The sequence below is a fragment of the Stutzerimonas kunmingensis genome (assembly GCF_032106285.1).
GTDB lineage: Bacteria > Pseudomonadota > Gammaproteobacteria > Pseudomonadales > Pseudomonadaceae > Stutzerimonas > Stutzerimonas kunmingensis_B.
Genome location: NZ_DAMCPO010000013.1, coordinates 39109 through 58132, shown reverse-complemented (window position 1 = coordinate 58132; position 19024 = coordinate 39109). Strand labels below are relative to the sequence as shown.

Here is a 19024-nt window from a genome sequence, read left to right as displayed (position 1 = left end):
TCGAGAAGGGCGCGATTGTCGCAGATTTGCCCGGCCGGCCGAAGGGAAAGGGTGTGTGCAGGGACCGCGCCGGCATGCCGGCGCGGTGTTCAGCCGATCAACGGATCCAGTGACCCCAGCGCGACTTCTCCTGCACCTGCTGGATGCGCATGCTGCCGATGCTCTGCTCCGCCGCCGCCGCGGCGATCTCGTCATCAATCATCCGGGTCGAAAGCGACAGCCAGCTGGTGGCGAAGGCCAGCGCGTCACCGTGCAACTCCAGCGCCTCGGTGGAGATGTTGCCCAGGTTGTCGCATTCGTTGTGATAGCACGGATCGAACGGCTGGCCGGCTGCGCCGCCGTAACGCTGCGCCTGCTCCTCGGTCTTGATGTCCTCGGCGCCTGTGAACAGTCCGCCGAAGGCGATGCCGTCCTCGAAGAACTGCGCGTAGTCGGAGCGGAAGTCGATCTCGGTGCCTTCAGACGGCGCGTTGCGCAGCTGGAAGTAGGTGCGCAGCAGGCGTTCGATGGCGGCCGAGCCGGGTGGCCCCTGCAGGCCGAAGTCGGAGCCATCGCCGTCATAGATGAAGTTGGCATAGTTCGGCGAACCGATCATGTCGACGTTCAGATAGGCCTTGATGCGCTGTTTCTCCTCGTCCGGTAGCTGCGTGACGTAGTAGGTCGAGCCCACCAGGCCGGATTCCTCCGCACCCCACCAGGCAAAGCGCACCTTGTTTTCGGGCCGCGCCTTGCTCATCAGCAGCGCCATTTCCAGCAGCGCGGCGCTGCCCGAGCCGTTGTCATTGATGCCCGCCCCTTCGAACACCGAGTCCAGGTGCGCGCCGACCATGACCACGTTGCCCGGATCGCCGCGGCGCGTTTCGGCCAGCAGGTTGTAGGTCTCGGTCTGCTCGCGCATCACGTCGACGTTCATGCTCAGTTGCAGCCCCGCGGTCTGCGACCAGGCCACGCCGTTATCGTAGGTCGAGAACATCACCGGGATGCCGCCGCTGTAGTCCTCGCCCAGGGTTGCGACCAGCAGCCCCTTGCGGTCCTCGGTGTCCCCCTGGTTGAAGATGATGGCGCCAGCCGCACCGGCCGACGCGGCATTGCTAGCCTTCTGCCCGAATGGACAGGCGCCGCGCTGCATCAAGGCAATGGCACCGGCCGGGAAGCCGGCGAAGTCCTCGGGCTCACAGCCGCTGGTGGAGGTGTTGCCAGCGCCGAGAGCCAGGTCGACCGGCACCACCGGTGCGGTGACATTGCCCGGATCGGTCTGATCGGCGTAGGTGAAATCCTCCTCCCAGACGTACTGGGCCGGCTGCGGCGCCACGGCGCTCAGCGTGCCGGGGCTGACCGGATAGAACGCAAGGAACGGGAAGGCCTGCACTTCGACGCGATAACCGGCGCGCTGCAGGCGGCTGCGCACGTAGTCGATCGACGCCTGATAACCGGGCTGACCGGACGCACGATTGCCGTCGTTCATCATGGCGATGTCCTGCAACGCCTCCAGGTGCTTCATGACGTTGCTCGCCTGCATGCAGCGCGGCAAACCGACCGGAGTGCCGACCAGCAAGGGCGAACGGCACAACGCCGCGTTGGGCTTGTCCGGCGTCCAGAAGTCGTTGAATTGCAGGGTGTCTACCTGCGGCGCCGCAAACGCGACGCTGCCGGTAAGTAATGCGAGAGAAGCAACTACCCGAACAGCATTGTTTTTTTTGTGCATGGGTAACTCATCCTTGCAACGGATTGATGGGCAGGCCGCCTGTGGCTTGCGCCATCGTCCCCTACTGCTTTCAGCGGACGCGGCCATAGGGAGCTAGACCGAACGGCCGCCGTCTCGGTTCTGAGACAGCCGCCCGCCGGTAGCACCGTTGATCGGGTTGGAGGGAACTTCATCGAGGCGCTTCAGTGGCACCTGGCGGAGCGGCGCTGGAATCAGCGCTGTTCAGCAACGGCGACAGGCGTTGCACCTGCGGCCGGAGAACGTCGAATCAGATTCGGAACTGACCGACCAGCTGCTGCAGCTGCACGGTCAGTCCATTCAGCTCGCGGGAGGTCTGGGCTCCCTGAGCGGCGTCGCTGGCCACACCGTCCACCGCATCGGCAATGTGGTGCACGCTGCGGTTGATCTCTTCCGCGACGGCGGTCTGCTCCTCGGCGGCGGCGGCGATCTGCGCGTTCATCGAGTTGATGGTGCCGATCAGTGCGGAGATGGCATCCAGTGACTCACCGGCCTGGTTGGCCTGGTCACGGGTGCTCTCGCCTTTCTCGCCAGCGCGCAACATGGTGGTGACGGTGTTGGAAGTGGCGCTCTGCAGACGGTCGATCATGCCCTGGATTTCACCGGTGCTCTGCTGGGTACGGCTGGCGAGGGCACGTACTTCGTCGGCGACCACGGCGAAACCGCGACCTGCCTCACCGGCACGGGCTGCCTCGATGGCCGCATTGAGCGCCAGCAGGTTGGTCTGCTCGGCGATGGCGCGGATCACGTCAAGCACACCAACGATGCCTTTCACGTCCTGCTGCAGCCCTTCCAGCGACTCACCGCTACCACGCAGCTCGCCCACCAGTTCGTGAATGTGGCGGATGCTCTGATCGACTACCTGCTTGGCCGCAACGCCCTGCTGATCGGTCTGCTGCGCTGCTTCGGCGGCACGCTGGGCGCTCATCGCGACCTCGTGGGCCGCGGCCGACATCTCGTTGATCGCCGTGGCGACCTGATCGGTCTCGCTGCGCTGGTCGGCCATGGCCTGTTCCGAGCGCTGCGCCTGGCTGGCCACCGCACCGACCAGCCCGCTCAATTGCGTGGTGGTGCCGGCGACCTGCTGTACCAGTGAATGGATCTTCTCGACGAAGCGGTTGAACGACATGGCCAGCTCACCCAGTTCATCCTGGCTGGTGATCGGTAGTCGCTGGGTCAGGTCGCCGTCGCCCTGGGCCATGTCATCCAGGTTGCGCTTGATCAGCAGCAGCGGACTGAGCAGGGCATTGCTCATGAAGACGGCTAGCAGCGCCATCAACGCCAGCAGCGCGAACGCCGAAACCAGCATGATGGCTACCAGCCCGTCGATGCGCTCCTGAAACTCTGCCCGCGCGGCCTGCACGTCGCGCTCGACGCCATCCAGGTTCAACGATGTGCCGAAGACCATGTTCCATTTGGGCAGGAATTCGGCATAGCCGACCTTGGGCACCAGCACACTGCTGTCACCGAGCACGAAGCTGTAGTCGACGTAGTGGCTGCCGTCCTGGCCGGCGCGCACCAGCTCGCGAATGGCGTAGACACCGTTCGGGTCACGGTAGTCGTAGAAGCTCTGGCCGATCTTGTCCTTCGTGTTGCCCTGCAGGATGCGCACGGCCTGGGAGTCATAACCCCAGAAATAGCCGTCCTTGCCATAGGACATCCGCTCGAGAATGGCCACCGCCTGATCGCGCGCCTGCATGTCGCCTTCGGCGGAGCGCTCGTGGATCGGCCCGATGGCATTGCGCGCAAGCTCGACGTAATGCTTGAGCTCGGCACGCCGATCCTGAATGAGGCTCTTGCGGGTGTGCTCTTCCTGCTGTTCGGCCAGTGCGCGCAATTCATAGACGGCGATGCCGCTGAGGAGGATGGAGAGCAGTAGAATCGGGCCCAGCGTGAGCAACAGCAGCTTCATTCGTAAACGAAGATTGGAGAGCATTCTGATCGATTCCTTTAGGTACTTGTAGCAAGAGAAATTGCGACAAAAAACAGGCGCCACTTAAGCACCAATTGCGCAAGTACCTTCGGGTTGTCGACCTGGCGGGATCTTTCTTTACCCCATGAACGACGAAACCCTGCATGGCAGGGTTTCGCGATGGCCCGTCCTAGAGCGGCTTGTCGATCAGATGCGGAACTGTCCCACCAGCCGCTGGAGCTGTTCCGCCAGACCATTGAGTTCACGTGCGGTTTGCGCGCCCTGGGCAGCATCGCTGGCCACACCGTCCACCGCGTCGGCGATATGGTGCACGCTGCGGTTGATTTCCTCGGCCACGGCGGTCTGCTCTTCGGCTGCGGCGGCGATCTGCGCGTTCATCGAATTGATGGTGCCGATCAGTGCGGAGATGGCATCCAGCGACTCCCCGGCCTGATTGGCGTGATCACGAGTGCTCTCGCCTTTCTCACCGGCGCGCAGCATGGTGCTGACGGTGTTCGAAGTTGCGTTCTGCAGGCGATCGATCATGCCCTGAATCTCGCCGGTGCTCTGCTGCGTGCGGCTGGCCAGCGCCCTTACCTCGTCAGCCACCACCGCGAAGCCACGCCCCGCCTCGCCGGCACGGGCTGCCTCGATGGCGGCATTGAGCGCCAGCAGGTTGGTCTGCTCGGCAATGGCACGAATCACGTCGAGCACACCGACGATGCCTTTCACGTCCTGTTGCAGCCCCTCCAGCGACTCGCCGCTGCCGCGCAGCTCGCCCACCAGTTCGTGAATCTGGTGAATGCTCTGGTCTACGACCTGCTTGGCCGCAAGGCCCTGCTGATCGGTTTCGCGCGCGGCCTCGGCGGCACGCTGGGCGCTCATCGCCACTTCGTGAGCAGCGGCCGACATCTCGTTGATTGCCGTGGCCACCTGGTCGGTTTCGCTGCGCTGATCGGCCATGGCGTGCTCCGAACGCTGCGCCTGGCTGGCGACTTCACCCACCAGACCGGTCAGCTGCGCGGTGGTTCCGGCGACCTGTTGCACCAGCACGTGGATCTTCTCGACGAAGCGGTTGAACGATGCCGACAGCTCACCCAGCTCGTCACGGCTGGTAACCGGCAGGCGATGAGTCAGGTCGCCATCGCCCTCGGCCATGTCGTCGAGGTTCTGCTTGATCTGCAGCAGCGGCCGCAGAATGGCATTGCTCATCAGCACCGCGAGCACGGCAACGAGGATGAGCAGCAGCAGCGCGGACCCAAGCATGATCAGCGTGAGACTGTCGATGCGCGCCTGGAAGGCTGCCCGAGCCTCACCGACATCGCGCTCGACGTCATCCAGGTTCAGCGAAGTGCCGAATACCAGGTTCCATTTCGGCAGGTACTCGGCATAGCCGACCTTGGGCACCAGTGCATTGCTGCCCGGCACGGCGAAACTGTAGTCGACGTAGTGGCTACCGTTCTGACCCGCCTTGACCAGTTCACGAATCGCATACACGCCATTCGGGTCCTTGAAGTCGGCAAAGTTCTCACCGATACGCTCGCGGGTCGCGCCCTGGAACACGCGAACGGACTGCCCGTCGTAACCCCAGAAGTAGCCCTCGCGGCCGTAGGTCAGCCCTTCCAGCAGCGCCACGGCCTGATCGCGGGCCTGCAGGTCGCCTTCGGCGGAGCGCTCATAGATCGGCGCAATCGCATTGCGGGCGAGCTGCACGTAACTTTCGAGTTCGGCGCGTCGGTCGCGGATGAGACTGGCGCGGGTCTGCGTTTCCTGCTGGTCAGCCAGATCCTGCAGCTCGATCACCGCAACGCCGCTGAGCAGGACAGCGAGCAGCAGAATCGGGCCAAGGGCAAGCAAGAGCAGTTTCACTCGCAATCGTAGTGATGACAGCATCTGGAAATCCCCCATGAAAAACGCGGTTAAGTAGTGCCATTGTGCCACTGACTACATCACGAGGAGAACGCTACCAAGCGCTAATTCAAGCTGTGACGGGCGCTGCCGATGAACGCTGTTCGCAAAAACGAAAAAACCCCGCCGAGGCGGGGTTTTTTCGTCGAGGTACGAGTACTACTTCTTGTGGCCCAGCTTGCGCAACTCTTCATCACGCAACTCACGACGCAGGATCTTGCCGACGTTGGTGGTCGGCAGGCTGTCGCGGAACTCCACTGACTTCGGGCGCTTGTAGCCGGTCAGGTTATCGTGCATGTGCTGCATGACCTGTTCCTTGGTCAGGCTCTCTCCCGGCTTGACCACCACGAACAGCTTGATCGCCTCACCGGACTTCTCGTCCGGCACGCCAATGGCGGCGCACTGCAGCACCCCTGGCAGACCGGCAAGCACGTCTTCCAGCTCGTTGGGATAGACGTTGAAACCGGAGACCAGAATCATGTCCTTCTTGCGGTCGACGATGCGGATGTAGCCGTCTTCCTGAACGACACCGATATCGCCCGACTTGAACCAACCTTCGGCGTCGATCACTTCGGCAGTGGCCTCGGGGCGCTGCCAGTAACCCTTCATCACCTGCGGGCCCTTGATGCACAGCTCGCCGATCTCGCCTTGCGCCAGATCCTGGCCATCGTCATTGATGACCTTGAACTGCGTCGAAGGAACCGGAATGCCGATGGTGCCGATCTGGATGTGCTCGATCGGATTGACCGAGGCCACCGGGCTGGTTTCGGTCAGGCCGTAGCCTTCGCAGATGGGGCAACCCGTCACCTGCTTCCAGCGCTCGGCCGTCGCCAGCTGCAGCGCCATGCCGCCCGACAGGGTGACCTTGAGCGCGGAGAAATCCAGCTTGCGGAAGTCTTCGCTGTTGCACAGCGCCACGAACAGCGTGTTGAGGCCGACGAAGCCGCTGAAGCGATACTTCGACAGGTCCTTGATCATCGCCGGCAGGTCGCGCGGATTGGAGATCAGGATGTTGTGGTTGCCGCTGAGCATCATCGCCATGCAGTGAAAGGTGAAGGCGTAGATGTGGTAGAGCGGCAGAGGGGCGATCAGCACCTCGCTGCCGTCATTGAGGTTCGACCCCATCAGCGCCTTGCACTGCAGCATGTTGGCGACAATATTGCGGTGGGTCAGCATCGCGCCCTTGGCAACGCCCGTGGTACCGCCGGTGTACTGCAGCACGGCCACTTCATCGCTGGTCGGCGATACGTCCCGCACAGCCTTGCCACGACCCAGGGCCAGCGCGTCGTTGAGCTTGACCGCCTTCGGCAGGCTGTAGGCCGGGACCATCTTCTTCACATGCTTGACCACCGCGTTGATCAGCATGCGCTTGAGCGGCGGCAGCATGTCGGCGACTTCGGTGATGACCACGTGCTTGATGCCGGTCTTGGGCAGCACTTCCTCGGCCAGATGCGCCATGTTGGCGAGGCAGACCAGCGCCTTGGCGCCGGCGTCGTTGAACTGGTGTTCCATTTCCCGCGCGGTATACAGCGGGTTGGTGTTGACCACGATGAGGCCGGCGCGCATGGCCCCGAACACCACGATGGGGTACTGGATCAGGTTGGGCAGCTGCACGGCGATACGGTCGCCGGGCTGAAGATCGGTGTTCTGCTGCAGATAGGCGGCGAAATCGCCGGACAGCTTGTACAGCTCACCATAGGTCAGGGTCTTGCCGAGATTGCTGAAGGCCGGCTTGTCGGCGAAACGCTCGCAAGACTGCTTGAGCACAGCCTGGATGTTCTGATACTCGTCGGGATTGATCTCGCTGGAGACACCAACAGGATACTTATCCTTCCAGAAGTTATCGGTCATGAACCCCACTCCTAAGCAACAGCTTTATTACTGCGCGATGGCAGCTGTTTTGTTGTGATTTGTTAACTTTTGTACCACTAATCGGGCTAAAAGCGTGCCCGAGGTTAGCAGCTTTGCCCAGGAGCGAACAGAGTCCGGAACGCGTTGATTCGACATAAAGTGACCGGAACATATATCCCGGTCACTCAATTTGAGTCGCCCTCTGCGGGCTGCACCTGTCGTTATCAGGCGCTTTCACGCAACTCGCGGCGCAGGATCTTGCCCACCGGCGTCATCGGTAATGCATCGCGGAAAACGTAGTGCCGCGGCATCTTGTAGCCGGTGAAATTCTCCCGGCAATAAGCCTGCAATTCTTCCTGGGTGAGAGTCGGATCGCTGGGCACGACGAACAGCTTGACCGCCTCGCCGGATTTCTCGTCCGCGACACCGATAGCGGCGCAGGCGGCGACCTTCGGGTGGGCCATCACCACGTCCTCGATCTCGTTGGGGTAGACGTTGAAACCGGAGACGATGATCAGGTCCTTCTTGCGGTCGACGATGCTGACGAACCCGTCCTCGTCGATCACCGCGATGTCGCCGGTCTTCAGCCAGCCCTCCTCGTCCAGCACCTCGGCCGTAGCTTCGGGACGCTGCCAGTAGCCCTTCATCACTTGCGGCCCCTTGACGCACAGCTCGCCGCGCTCGCCGAGCAGCAAGGCGTTGCCTTCGTCGTCGATGACCTTGACCGTGGTACCGGGCACCGGCAGCCCCACCGTGCCGAGGCGCGAATGTTCGCCATGAGGATTGGCGCAGACGACCGGCGAGGTTTCGGTCAGGCCGTAGCCTTCGACAACGGTGCAGCCGGTCAGGCTCTTCCAGCGTTCGGCGACTGCCGAAACCAGGGCAGTGCCGCCCGAGTTGGTGCCTTTGAGCCGGGAGAAGTCGATCTTCTTGAACTGCGGGTGAGCCATCAGCGCGACGAACAGCGTGTTGAGCCCGAGGAACGCGGAGAACTGCCAGCGCTGCAGTTCCTTGACGAAGCCATTGATGTCCCGCGGGTTGGTGATCAGCACGTTGTGGTTGCCGGTCACCGTCATGCACATGCAGTTAACCGTGAAGGCGTAGATGTGATACAGCGGCAGCGGCGCGATCATCACTTCCTGACCTTCACGGATGACCGGGTGGCCCTGATCGTCCAGCTGCTGCATGTTGGCCCGCACCTGCTGCATGTTCGCCACCAGGTTGCCGTGGGTCAGCATCGCGCCCTTGGCCACACCGGTCGTACCGCCGGTGTACTGCAGCACGGCGACGTGGTCGAGCTCCAGCGGCGCGGGCTTGTGGCTGTGGCGTGCGCCGTCGCGCAGCACATCCTTGAAGGAAACGGCTTGCGGCAGGCTGTAATCCGGCACCATTTTCTTCAGGTGCTTGACCGCCGCATTGACCAGCGCGCCCTTGAGCGGCGGCAACATGTCGCCGATGCGCACTTCGATCAGGTGCTCGATGGCGGTATCAGGCAGCACCGCCTGCACGTGGTGGCCGAAGGTATTGAGATACACCAGCGCCCGCGCGCCGGAATCCTGGAACTGGTGGCGCATCTCCCGCGCGGTGTACAGCGGGTTGGTATTGACCACGATGAGGCCGGCACGCAGCGCACCGAACACCGCGATGGGATACTGCAGCAGGTTGGGCATCTGAATGGCGATGCGGTCGCCGGGTTGCAGATCGGTGTGGTGCTGCAGCCAGGCGGCGAAAGCGGCGGAGTGGCGCTCCAGATCGGAGTAGCTGAGGGTGACACCCATATTGCTGAATGCGGGGCGGTCCGCATGGGTCTTGCAGGCTCGCTCGAACACTTCGACGACCGAGCGGTAAGCACCTAGATCGATGTCGTTGGGCACGCCAGCAGGGCGTTTGTCATTCCAGAATTCAGGCTGCATTGTTATTGGCCTCTTTACCTGAGAGTGTCTGGCCCGCGCACAGCGGGCTCTGGCGAACTTATCAGGTCAGCGTCGCGACGCAACAGTCCAAGCCCCACAAATCACTGCCGTGAATCTTTCGTCACGCTGCCGGGACGGCCTGCACCCGGGACAATCGGGCTGCATGCCTCTAGAATGCAGCCCCAGCGCGCAAGTACCGGGCTGTGCCGGTTGCGCGGAACCTGATTCGATCAGGCGCAGCAGTTGACGCGCCGCCCCAGCATCTGAGGACTGTCCATGAGCACCATCAGCAACACGCCCTACGCCGAACTGGAAGTCGGCCAGCAGGCGAGCTTCGAAAAACACGTAGAGGAAAAGGACATCCAGCTGTTCGCGGCCATGTCCGGCGACCGCAACCCGGTCCACCTGGACGCCGAGTTCGCGGCCGGTACGCTGTTCAAGGAACGCATCGCCCATGGCATGTTCAGTGGCGCGCTGATCAGCGCCGCCGTGGCTTGCACCATGCCGGGCCCGGGCACCATCTATCTCGGCCAGACCATGAAATTCACCCGCCCGGTGAAGATCGGTGACACCCTGACCGTGCGCCTGGAAATCCTCGAGAAGCTGCCGAAGAACCGCGTGCGCATCGCCACCCGCGTGTTCAACCAGAACGATGAGCAGGTGGTCGATGGCGAGGCGGAAGTGCTCGCGCCACGCAAGCAGGAGACCGTAGAACTGAAGGAGTTGCCGCCGATCACCATCGGTTGAGCCTTTCCACGTTCAGTGTCCCGTCGCGTGACGGAGGCAAGCTGAGGGCGCCTGATTGGCGCCCTCTTCATTTCCAGCAATCCCTCCGCCTGCCCGGCACGGGCGACAAGCAGAACGCCATTACGGCCTTGGCCTACGCCCCGAGCAGTTCCCCAACGGAGGATGCGTATCGGATACCCCGCGCCGACCATCCAGCGAGCAGTACAAGAAGAACAACAACGGGACCCTCACCCATGCTCACTCGCTCGATCGCTTATCGGCGCCTGGCGGCGCTCGCCCTTGCCGGCTTCTCACTGGCCATGCAATCCGCTTCGGCTACCCCGCTCGACCCTGGCCCCGACGAGGCCCTGCTCTACTATCAGCGCGCCGATGGTGACTACAACGGTTGGGGACCACATCTATGGAATACCCCCGGCTGCAACGGAAGTGCGACTGAAACCAGCTGGGCGCAACCGCTCGCGGCGGTGGATACCGACCCGCGGTACGGCGCCTTGTACCGCATTCCACTGAGCGCCAATGCCAGCTGCCTGAATCTGATCATGCACAAGGGCGACGAAAAGGACCTGGGCGGTGGCGACCTGACCTGGCGCTTCGATGAACTGGGCCGTCGTGTCTTCGCGGTCAGCGGCAACCCACAGCTGTCCAGCACGCCGCTGAGTGGCAGTGCCGTGGCGATCAAGGGCGCGCGGGCGCACTGGCTTGATCCGTTCACGCTCGCACTGGTGGGCGGTGCGCCGGGCGCCAGCCGCTTGGAACTGCGCTATGACCGCGACGCCAGCATCCGCATCGACGGCGAGGCGCGTACCGTCAGCGGCGGGCGGGCCCTGGCGATGCAGCCGTCCAGCCTGCGCAATGGCCTCAGGCGCCAACACCCGCATCTGGTCGATGCCCCCGCTTACCGAATCACGACAGGTGTGAAAGACATTCGCCGCGCCGTGATGAGCCAGCTGGTGGTAATCGCCTACGACGCGGACGACCGGGTCATCGACGCCACCGAAGTGCAGACCGCCGGCATCCTCGACATGCTGTTCGCCTACAACGGCGAGCTGGGCGCGACGCTCAATGCCAGAGGTGTGTCCTTCAAGCTCTGGGCACCGACCGCACAGCGGGTTCGCCTGCACGTCTTCGATGCGTCCAAACGACTGCTACCCGGCTATCCGAAGCCTATGCGGGAACGGCTCGGCGTCTGGAGCCTGGAAGGCCCACACGCACTGGATCGCCAGTACTACCAGTACGAAGTCACCGCCTACCGACCCAGCACCGGCAGGATCGAGACGACGCTCGTCAGCGATCCCTACGCCCTGAGCCTGTCGCGCAACAGCCAGTACGCCCAGGTCGTCGACCTGAACGCCGGCGACCTCAAGCCAGCTGGCTGGGATGCCGTGCGTCCGCCACACCCGGAGCGCCCCGAAGCGAGCGTGATCTACGAAACCCATCTGCGCGACTTCAGCGCCAGCGACACCAGCCTGCCGGCCGCGCTGCGCGGTACCTACGCAGCGTTTACCCACCAGAACAGCAACGGCATGCGGCACCTGCGCGACCTGCAGAAGGCCGGGCTCACCCACGTGCAGCTGCTGCCGGTGTTCGACATCGCGACCATCAGCGAAGACCCCGCTCGGCGGATCAACCTGGACGATCCCTTCGCCAAGCTCTGCGACCTGTCGGATGCGGCCCGGGAGCGCTGGGCGCAGTACTGTGGCGCAGCGAGCATCCGTCAGGTGCTAGAGGGCTTCGACCCGGCCAGCGGTCAGGCGCAATCGCTGTACAACGACCTGCGTGGGCTGGATGACTTCAACTGGGGCTACGACCCCTTCCACTTCACCGCGCCCGAGGGCAGCTACGCCAGCGATGCCGAAGGCGTGCAGCGCATCATCGAGTTCCGCCAGATGGTGCAGGCCTTGGCCGGCAATGGCCTCGCCACGGTGATGGACGTGGTCTACAACCACACCAACGCTTCCGGCCTGGCCGACAAGTCCGTCCTGGACAAGGTCGTACCCGGCTACTACCACCGCCGCAACCCGACGACCGGCGCGGTGGAAACCTCGACCTGCTGCGAGAACACCGCCAGCGAGCATCGCATGATGGCCAAGCTGATGATCGACTCGCTGAAGGTCTGGGCACGCGACTACAAGATCGCCGGCTTTCGCTTCGATCTGATGGGTCACCATATGCGCGAGCAGATCGTCGATGCGTATCGCGCCGTTCGCCGCATCGATCGCGACACCTATTTCTACGGCGAAGGCTGGGAGTTCGGCGAGGTCGCCGGCAACGCACGCGGTATCAACGCCAATCAACTGAACATGGCCGGCACCGGCGTCGGTACCTTCAATGATCGGCAACGTGATGCAGTCCGTGGCGGCAGCCCCTTCGACGGCGGCGACAGCATTCGCCGCAACCAGGGCTTCGCCAACGGGCTCTATCTGCGACCCATCGAGCTGAGCGGCGCCGGGGCTCAGGAAAAAGCGCAACTGCTGCACGCCACCGATTTGATCCGCGTCGGCATTGCTGGCGGGCTACGCGACTTCCAATTCGTGACCTCCGACGGCAGCACGCGCAAAGGCAGCGAGATCGACTACAACGGCCAGCCCGCCGGCTATACGCTGGACCCGCAGGAAACCGTCAATTACGTCTCCAAGCACGACAACCAGACGCTACCAGTACAAGTTGGCCAGCAGCCTGTCGGTTGCCGACAGGGTGCGCCTGCACATGGTGGCGCTGTCGGTGCCGCTGTTCAGCCAGGGCGTGCCGTTCATCCATCTCGGCTCGGATATCCTGCGATCGAAGTCCATGCAGCGCGACAGCTACGATTCGGGAGACTGGTTCAATGCGGTGGACTTCAGCTATCAGGACAACAACTGGAACAAGGGCCTGCCGCGCGCGGACAAGGACGGCGACAACTGGCCGCTGATTCGCAGGATCATTGTCGACCCGCAGGCCAAACCGGGCACCACCGACATCGTCGCGGCGAAACGACGTTTCCTCGAGCTGCTGAAAATCCGTAGCGACAGCGCACTGTTCCAGCTCGACAGCGCCCGCGAGGTGCAACGGCGCCTACAGTTTCACAACACTGGCCCCGAACAGCAGCCCGGCGTGACCGCCTTCAGTCTGGCCGATGGTCCGCGTGACGGCCGCGATCTGGACCGCCGCTACAGCTCGCTGATGGTGGTGATCAATGCCTCGGACAGGCCGGTTCGCCTGCCGGGCGCGGACGGCTACGAGTTGCACCCGGTGCTGAATGGTTCGGTCGACCCGATCAGCCGCCAGGCCAAGGTCACCAGTGGGGAGTTCGAGGTCCCGGCGTTCACGACGATCGTGTTCGCCCAACCTCAGGCACGTCGGTAAATCGCGCGCAAAAAAAAAGGCGACCATAGGTCGCCTAAATGCCTTGCGTGCTCTTTGAATCTGCCGGGAATCGCTTACTTCTTGTGCGCATCCCGCCAGATGAAATATCCGAAGCCTCCGAGGAAGGCGACCATCAGGCCGACCGTGACCACCCCTGCGAGCACCACATCATCGACAAACATGAGACCTACCTCCGAAACCTGATTCGCTATTCGATGGGTTCAAGTTAAACCCGCTCCCCCCTAAAAAAATTGACCCGGGTCAATGGCCACAAAGCAGCGCGCACAGCCGTGAGCAACGACTGATCCAGGTCAAGAAAACAGGGGTGTTTGAGGCGAAAAACGGCAGGGGCAGCAGCAGAAGTGTGGTGAGAGCCGAGCGGCTAATAGCGAATCGATCTGTGCAATGTTGAAAGGGGCGCGATTAACGCTTCTTCGGAGAGCGTTTGCCCTTCTTCTTCGCCTTGCCCAGCGGCAGGACCTGCTCGAAGGTCTTGCGCATTTCCTCGAGGCGCTTGTCGTTGAGGTCGTGAATGCGCTTTGCGCGCTCTGCACTAAAGTCGATCAACTTCTCGTCGCTGCTCATTTGCTCGGCCTCATCTCGATCAGGCGGAAGGTCAGGTTGAGGCGCGGCTGCAGCACCTTACTGGTCCGCGCGATCTGGTGTTGCCAATGATGCTGCGTCGTGCCCCTCATGACCAGCAGCGAGCCATGAGCGAGGACGAGCGAGGACGAGCGAGTGTTGAATCCGCCCACTGCCCTTGCGCCGCAGATCGAAGCGCCGCTCAGCGCCCAAGCTCAGCGAAGCGACAGTGGGGCAATCGCCCAGCTCGGGCTCATCGTCACTGTGCCAGCCCATGGCGTCGCGTCCGTCGCGATACAGGTTCAGCAACACACCGTTGAAGCGCTGACCGGTCTCGTGCTGCAGACGCTCACGGATGTCGCGCAACAGCGGTGTCCAGGCCAGCGGATCATGTCGCAGGCCGGAATAGCGATACCTGGCGTCCGCGTCGCCGTACCAGGCGACCATGCGTGGTACTGCAACCTGGCGGCCATAGATTCGGATTTCGGGCTGCGACCAGGGCGTGGCGCTGACGAGCTTCTCCAGCCAGGCATCGGCGGTTTCGCTGTCGACCCACCCCGGGTAGTAGTCCAGTGCGGCGTCCGGCAACTCGATCGATGAAGCGTGGCTCGGGTCGTTCGTGAACACCTCAGACCTCGACGTCAACCCAGAGTCCCTGGCGCGGCAGCTCTTCGAGCTCGGCCTGGTCCTGCTCATCAGTCTCTCCGGTCGCCAGTTCCTCCGGGGTATAACCCCGGCGCTGACGCCGCCGCTGCTCGTCGCGCAGCATCTCGGCGCTCTCCTGCGGATGACGTCGGTCGAGGGTAACCGCACTTTCGTCCGGGCTCGGCTGCACGGGTGCCACCGGTGCGATCTCCGGGCGCGGCTTGACCACGTCCTGCTGGGCGTTGACCGGGAATACGCCTGATGGGATGGGTGGCAGCATGCTCATTACCCCTCTTTACCGATGAATCGGCGCGGCACCGGCCAACTTTAACAGGACCGCTACACTTCATGCGTCACGCAGTCGCCATCGGCCGTCGCTCTGATGGCGACGTTCCGTTACCATAGCCGGCTTTTTCACAGCGGGAGGCAGCATGGCGCAGCAGTATCTACCGGGGCAACGCTGGATCAGCGACAGCGAGGCAGAACTCGGCCTCGGAACCATCCTGACCCAGGATGGACGGATGCTCACCGTGCTCTATCCGGCGACCGGCGAAACGCGCCAGTACGCGACACGCAGCGCCCCACTGACGCGGGTGCGCTTCGTACCCGGTGACGAGATCACCCATTTCGAAGGCTGGAAGATGACCGTGCGCGAGGTCGACGACGTCGACGGCCTGCTGGTCTACCACGGCCTGACCGCACAGAACGAAGCCCGCACCCTGCCGGAAACCCAGCTGTCGAACTTCATCCAGTTCCGCCTGGCCAGCGACCGCCTCTTCGCCGGGCAGATCGACCCGCTCGCCTGGTTCAGCCTGCGCTACCACACCCTGCAGCACCAGAGCGCCCAGCTGCAATCCTCGCTGTGGGGCCTCGGTGGCGTGCGTGCGCAGCCCATCGCGCACCAGCTGCACATCGCCAAGGAAGTCGCTGACCGCATCGCCCCGCGCGTACTGCTGGCCGACGAAGTGGGCCTGGGCAAGACCATCGAAGCCGGCCTGATCATCCATCGCCAACTGCTCTCAGGCCGCGCCAGCCGGGTGCTGATCCTGGTTCCGGAAAACCTCCAGCACCAGTGGCTGGTGGAGATGCGCCGCCGCTTCAACCTGGAAGTCGCACTGTTCGATGCCGAGCGTTTCATCGAGAGCGATGCCAGCAACCCGTTCGAAGACACCCAGCTGGCACTGGTATCGCTGGAATGGCTGAAGGAAGACGAGCGTGCCCAGGATGCTGCCTTCGCCGCAGGCTGGGACGTGCTGGTAGTGGACGAAGCGCACCACCTGGTCTGGCACCCGGAAGGTGCCAGCGCCGAATACAAACTGGTCGAACAGCTGGCCGAAGTGATCCCCGGCGTGCTGCTGCTGACTGCAACTCCGGAACAGCTCGGTCTGGACAGCCACTTCGCCCGTCTGCGGCTGCTCGATCCGAATCGTTTCCATGACCTCGATGCCTTCCGCGCCGAAAGCTCCAGCTATCAGCCGGTGGCCGAAGCCGTGCAGGAGCTGCTCGACGAGGGCCGTCTCTCGCAGCAGGCACACCAGACTATCCACGATTTCCTCGGCGCCGAGGGCGAAGCCCTGCTGGCCGCCGCCACCGATGGCGACATCGAGGCCAGCAGCCGGCTGATCCGCGAGCTGCTCGACCGTCACGGCACCGGCCGTCTGCTGTTCCGCAACACCCGTGCCGCCGTGCAGGGTTTCCCGGAGCGCCAGCTGCATCCCTATCCGCTGCCCTGCCCGGCCGAATACCTCGGACTGCCGCTGGGCGAGCATGCCGAGCTGTATCCGGAGGTCGCCTTCCAGAGCCAGCAGGACGACGGCGAGGCGAGCAACCGCTGGTGGCAGTTCGATCCGCGCGTGGAATGGCTGATCGACACGCTGAAGATGCTGAAGAAGTACAAGGTGCTGGTCATCTGCGCTCATGCCGAGACCGCCCTGGATCTGGAAGACGCGCTGCGCGTGCGCTCCGGCATTCCGGCCACGGTGTTCCACGAGGGTATGAGCATCCTCGAGCGCGACCGCGCCGCGGCCTACTTCGCCGACGAGGCGTTCGGCGCGCAGGTGCTGATCTGCTCGGAAATCGGCAGTGAGGGCCGTAACTTCCAGTTCAGCCACCATCTGGTGCTGTTCGATCTGCCGGCGCATCCGGACCTGCTCGAGCAGCGCATCGGCCGTCTCGACCGCATCGGCCAGCAGCACACCATCCAGCTGCACGTGCCGTATCTGGAAACCAGTCCGCAGGAACGCCTATTCAAGTGGTATCACCAGGCACTGAACGCTTTCCTCAACACCTGCCCGACCGGCAACGCCCTGCAGCACCGCTTCGGTCAGCGCCTGCTGGCGCAGCTGGAAGAAGGTGACGACGACGCCTATCAGCTGCTGATCGACGAGGCCCGCGCCGAGCGCGAGCGTCTGGAAGCCGAACTGCACAGCGGTCGCGACCGTCTGCTGGAACTCAACTCCGGCGGCGGCGAACAAGGCAAGGCGCTGGTCGAAGCCATCGAGGAGCAGGACGACCAGTTCGCCCTGCCGATCTATATGGAGCAGCTGTTCGACGCGTTCGGCATCGACAGCGAAGACCACTCGGAAAACGCCCTGGTATTGCGCCCCAGCGAAAAGATGCTGGATGCCAGCTTCCCGCTGGGCGACGACGAGGCCGTGACCATCACCTACGACCGCGAACAGGCCCTGGCCCGCGAAGACATGCAGTTCCTCACCTGGGAACACCCCATGGTGCAGGGTGGCATGGACCTGGTGCTGTCCGGATCCATGGGCAATACCGCGGTCGCGCTGATCAAGAACAAGGCGCTCAAGCCGGGTACCGTGCTGCTGGAGCTGCTGTTCGTCAGTGAAGTGGTGGCGCCGCGCGCGCTGCAACTGAGCCGCTTCCTGCCGCCGTTGGCGCTGCGCTGCCTGCTCGACGGCAACGGCAATGACCTGGCCTCGAAGGTGGCCTTCGATACGCTCAACGATCAGCTGGAAAGCGTGCCGCGGGCCAGCGCCAACAAATTCGTTCAGGCCCAGCGCGACGTGCTGGCCACCCAGATCGCCGCCGCCGAAGCCAAGATCGCGCCGCGCCACAGCGAGCGCGTTGCCGAAGCACAACGCAAGCTCAAGGCCGGCCTGGAGGAGGAGCTGGCGCGACTGATAGCCCTGCAGGCAGTCAACCCGAGCGTGCGCGACAGCGAGATCGAAGCCCTGCGTCAGCAGCGCGAAGACGGCCTGGCAGCACTGGAAAAGGCGGCCTTGCGATTGGAGGCAATACGGGTGCTGGTCGCCGGCTGAGCCGGCAGCGCTTTGCCCGTGTGTCCTGAAGGCGGTGCCCAAACCATCCGTTCAGGTCAACGCACCAGCGGTTGGACCACCTCGTTCCCGACCTGAACGAGGCGGTCCGCGCTTCCCCGGGAACGCCCCCGTCGAGGCGTGCTCCTATTATTCCGATTCCTTACGTGCGATACGCCAGTACGCCCCGACCCGCTCCGCTAGCGCCTTTGGCGGTTCGGCATACAAGCGGCGGCCCAGGCGCAGCGCGCGCTGTTGCAATTGCGCCCGTCGCTGTTCGATACAGCGCTGCACCGCTTCACGGGTATCCGGTGTACCGAACAGCTCGGGCTCGCCCTGCATCAGCTCAGTCATCACCGCCAGGTCATGGTCGTCACCCAGCGCGTCGGCGACCTGCTTGAGCTGTTCCGCGCGAGTTTCCAGCGCATCCGGCCAGCACGGAGACAGCAGCTGGCAGTGATACCAGTGGTCCTTCACCCGCTTGCGCCATTCGTGAAGCAACTCATCCGAGTCCGCCTTTTGCGCACGTGCGAGATCCCGCACACCGTCGGCATAGGTTCGCCGAAAGCCCGCGGCGAGCAAGCCGAAGCCTTTGCCCGGCAATTTCCAGTGCTGCACGTCGCGAGTCAGTGCGCGCAGGTCACCCAGCACCTGCGTCACTTCCACATCGAAGCCGGTATGCACCTCACCATCCGGCGCGGCGCGCTGCTGCAAGCGCAGACGGATCTGGCGGAACGCGTCACTGACGAACAGTGGCTGATTGGTGCGCTCCAGGGCGTCCCAGCTTTCCAGCATGGCGGCGGCATCGCGTGACTCGGCCAGGCGTCGTCCGGCATCGCGCAGCCGACGATTGTCGACGCTGAAACGCGCACCGAGCGGTTCACGCACCAGCCGCAGCAGCGCGCGCAATTCCTTGAAGCGCTTGCGCGCCTGGTGCACGCCCTCGGCCCGCTCGGACGGCTCGACACAGAGCGCCTGGATCGCCTTGTTGATGCGCCCCAGCGCGGCCTTGCGCACCTCTTTGGCAGCATTGCGCGCTGGGCGTATTCGATAGGCCATTTGCGTTATCCCTCAATGACACGCTCCGCTGGAGCATCCGTATTGAGACCCGCACGCCACGCCG

The 19024-nt window shown here is 63.6% G+C and carries 11 protein-coding genes and 2 pseudogenes; 3 read left to right on the top strand and 10 right to left on the bottom strand.

The genetic code is table 11. The features are described 5' to 3' along the window. Positions 1–97: 97 nt before the first annotated feature. From RT582_RS12200 to fadD2, 5 genes are all read right to left on the bottom strand, one after another. Positions 98–1705, bottom strand: a complete 1608-nt coding sequence (locus tag RT582_RS12200; protein ID WP_090521588.1) for a M28 family metallopeptidase — start codon at positions 1703–1705, stop codon at positions 98–100. Between the two features lie 268 nt (positions 1706–1973). Continuing rightward, positions 1974–3659, bottom strand: a complete 1686-nt coding sequence (locus RT582_RS12195) for a methyl-accepting chemotaxis protein (protein ID WP_090521592.1) — start codon at positions 3657–3659, stop codon at positions 1974–1976. 183 nt (positions 3660–3842) lie between these two features. Then, entirely contained in the window at positions 3843–5528 is a 1686-nt protein-coding gene (locus RT582_RS12190; protein ID WP_041754783.1) for a methyl-accepting chemotaxis protein, read from the bottom strand. A 174-nt stretch (positions 5529–5702) separates the two neighbouring features. Continuing rightward, a complete protein-coding gene (fadD1, locus tag RT582_RS12185; RefSeq protein ID WP_221104587.1) occupies positions 5703–7394 on the bottom strand; it encodes a long-chain-fatty-acid--CoA ligase FadD1 in 1692 nt (563 codons plus the stop codon). Positions 7395–7618: 224 nt separating this feature from the next. Continuing rightward, the gene (gene fadD2, locus RT582_RS12180; RefSeq protein WP_313477566.1) at positions 7619–9307 is read right to left on the bottom strand and encodes a long-chain-fatty-acid--CoA ligase FadD2; all 1689 of its coding nucleotides are present in this window, start codon (positions 9305–9307) and stop codon (positions 7619–7621) included. A 276-nt stretch (positions 9308–9583) separates the two neighbouring features. Here fadD2 and RT582_RS12175 point away from each other — a divergent pair, with 276 nt between their 5' ends. Together RT582_RS12175 and pulA are read left to right on the top strand one after the other, a co-directional pair. After that, positions 9584–10054, top strand: coding sequence for a MaoC family dehydratase (locus tag RT582_RS12175; RefSeq protein ID WP_014821189.1), 471 nt, complete (start codon positions 9584–9586; stop codon positions 10052–10054). Between the two features lie 233 nt (positions 10055–10287). Next, positions 10288–13396 (top strand): annotated as a pseudogene (pulA, locus tag RT582_RS12170) (pullulanase-type alpha-1,6-glucosidase). 74 nt (positions 13397–13470) lie between these two features. Here pulA and ccoM read toward each other — a convergent pair. From ccoM to RT582_RS12150, 4 genes and pseudogenes are all read right to left on the bottom strand, one after another. Further along, positions 13471–13578 (bottom strand): cytochrome c oxidase subunit CcoM, encoded by a 108-nt coding sequence (gene ccoM, locus RT582_RS12165; protein ID WP_023444473.1) that lies wholly within the window; start codon positions 13576–13578, stop codon positions 13471–13473. A 241-nt stretch (positions 13579–13819) separates the two neighbouring features. Then, positions 13820–13981 (bottom strand): hypothetical protein, encoded by a 162-nt coding sequence (locus RT582_RS12160; RefSeq protein ID WP_014821192.1) that lies wholly within the window; start codon positions 13979–13981, stop codon positions 13820–13822. Then, a pseudogene (locus RT582_RS12155) lies at positions 13978–14605 on the bottom strand (alpha-ketoglutarate-dependent dioxygenase AlkB family protein). The gene RT582_RS12160 and the pseudogene RT582_RS12155 overlap by 4 nt, the downstream one beginning before the upstream one ends. A 1-nt stretch (position 14606) precedes the next feature. Next, a complete protein-coding gene (locus tag RT582_RS12150) occupies positions 14607–14903 on the bottom strand; it encodes an aspartate-semialdehyde dehydrogenase (RefSeq protein WP_090521698.1) in 297 nt (98 codons plus the stop codon). A gap of 151 nt (positions 14904–15054) precedes the next feature. Between RT582_RS12150 and rapA the strand changes: the two genes are divergently transcribed. Beyond that, on the top strand, positions 15055–17904 hold the full coding sequence (gene rapA, locus RT582_RS12145; RefSeq protein WP_313477563.1) for an RNA polymerase-associated protein RapA: 2850 nt from the start codon (positions 15055–15057) through the stop codon (positions 17902–17904). Between the two features lie 147 nt (positions 17905–18051). Here rapA and RT582_RS12140 read toward each other — a convergent pair whose 3' ends face one another. Continuing rightward, positions 18052–18960: a CHAD domain-containing protein gene (locus RT582_RS12140; protein WP_313477562.1), complete on the bottom strand. Its 909-nt coding sequence runs from the start codon at positions 18958–18960 to the stop codon at positions 18052–18054. Positions 18961–19024: the final 64 nt, after the last annotated feature.

Bases quoted from the DNA above. Each gene is read 5' to 3' on its own strand.
- RT582_RS12200 (WP_090521588.1), bottom strand. From the start codon at position 1,705: ATGCACAAAAAAAACAATGCTGTTCGGGTAGTTGCTTCTCTCGCATTA.
- RT582_RS12195 (WP_090521592.1), bottom strand. From the start codon at position 3,659: ATGCTCTCCAATCTTCGTTTACGAATGAAGCTGCTGTTGCTCACGCTG.
- RT582_RS12190 (WP_041754783.1), bottom strand. From the start codon at position 5,528: ATGCTGTCATCACTACGATTGCGAGTGAAACTGCTCTTGCTTGCCCTT.
- fadD1 (WP_221104587.1), bottom strand. From the start codon at position 7,394: ATGACCGATAACTTCTGGAAGGATAAGTATCCTGTTGGTGTCTCCAGC.
- fadD2 (WP_313477566.1), bottom strand. From the start codon at position 9,307: ATGCAGCCTGAATTCTGGAATGACAAACGCCCTGCTGGCGTGCCCAAC.
- RT582_RS12175 (WP_014821189.1), top strand. From the start codon at position 9,584: ATGAGCACCATCAGCAACACGCCCTACGCCGAACTGGAAGTCGGCCAG.
- ccoM (WP_023444473.1), bottom strand. From the start codon at position 13,578: ATGTTTGTCGATGATGTGGTGCTCGCAGGGGTGGTCACGGTCGGCCTG.
- RT582_RS12160 (WP_014821192.1), bottom strand. From the start codon at position 13,981: ATGAGCAGCGACGAGAAGTTGATCGACTTTAGTGCAGAGCGCGCAAAG.
- RT582_RS12150 (WP_090521698.1), bottom strand. From the start codon at position 14,903: ATGCTGCCACCCATCCCATCAGGCGTATTCCCGGTCAACGCCCAGCAG.
- rapA (WP_313477563.1), top strand. From the start codon at position 15,055: ATGGCGCAGCAGTATCTACCGGGGCAACGCTGGATCAGCGACAGCGAG.
- RT582_RS12140 (WP_313477562.1), bottom strand. From the start codon at position 18,960: ATGGCCTATCGAATACGCCCAGCGCGCAATGCTGCCAAAGAGGTGCGC.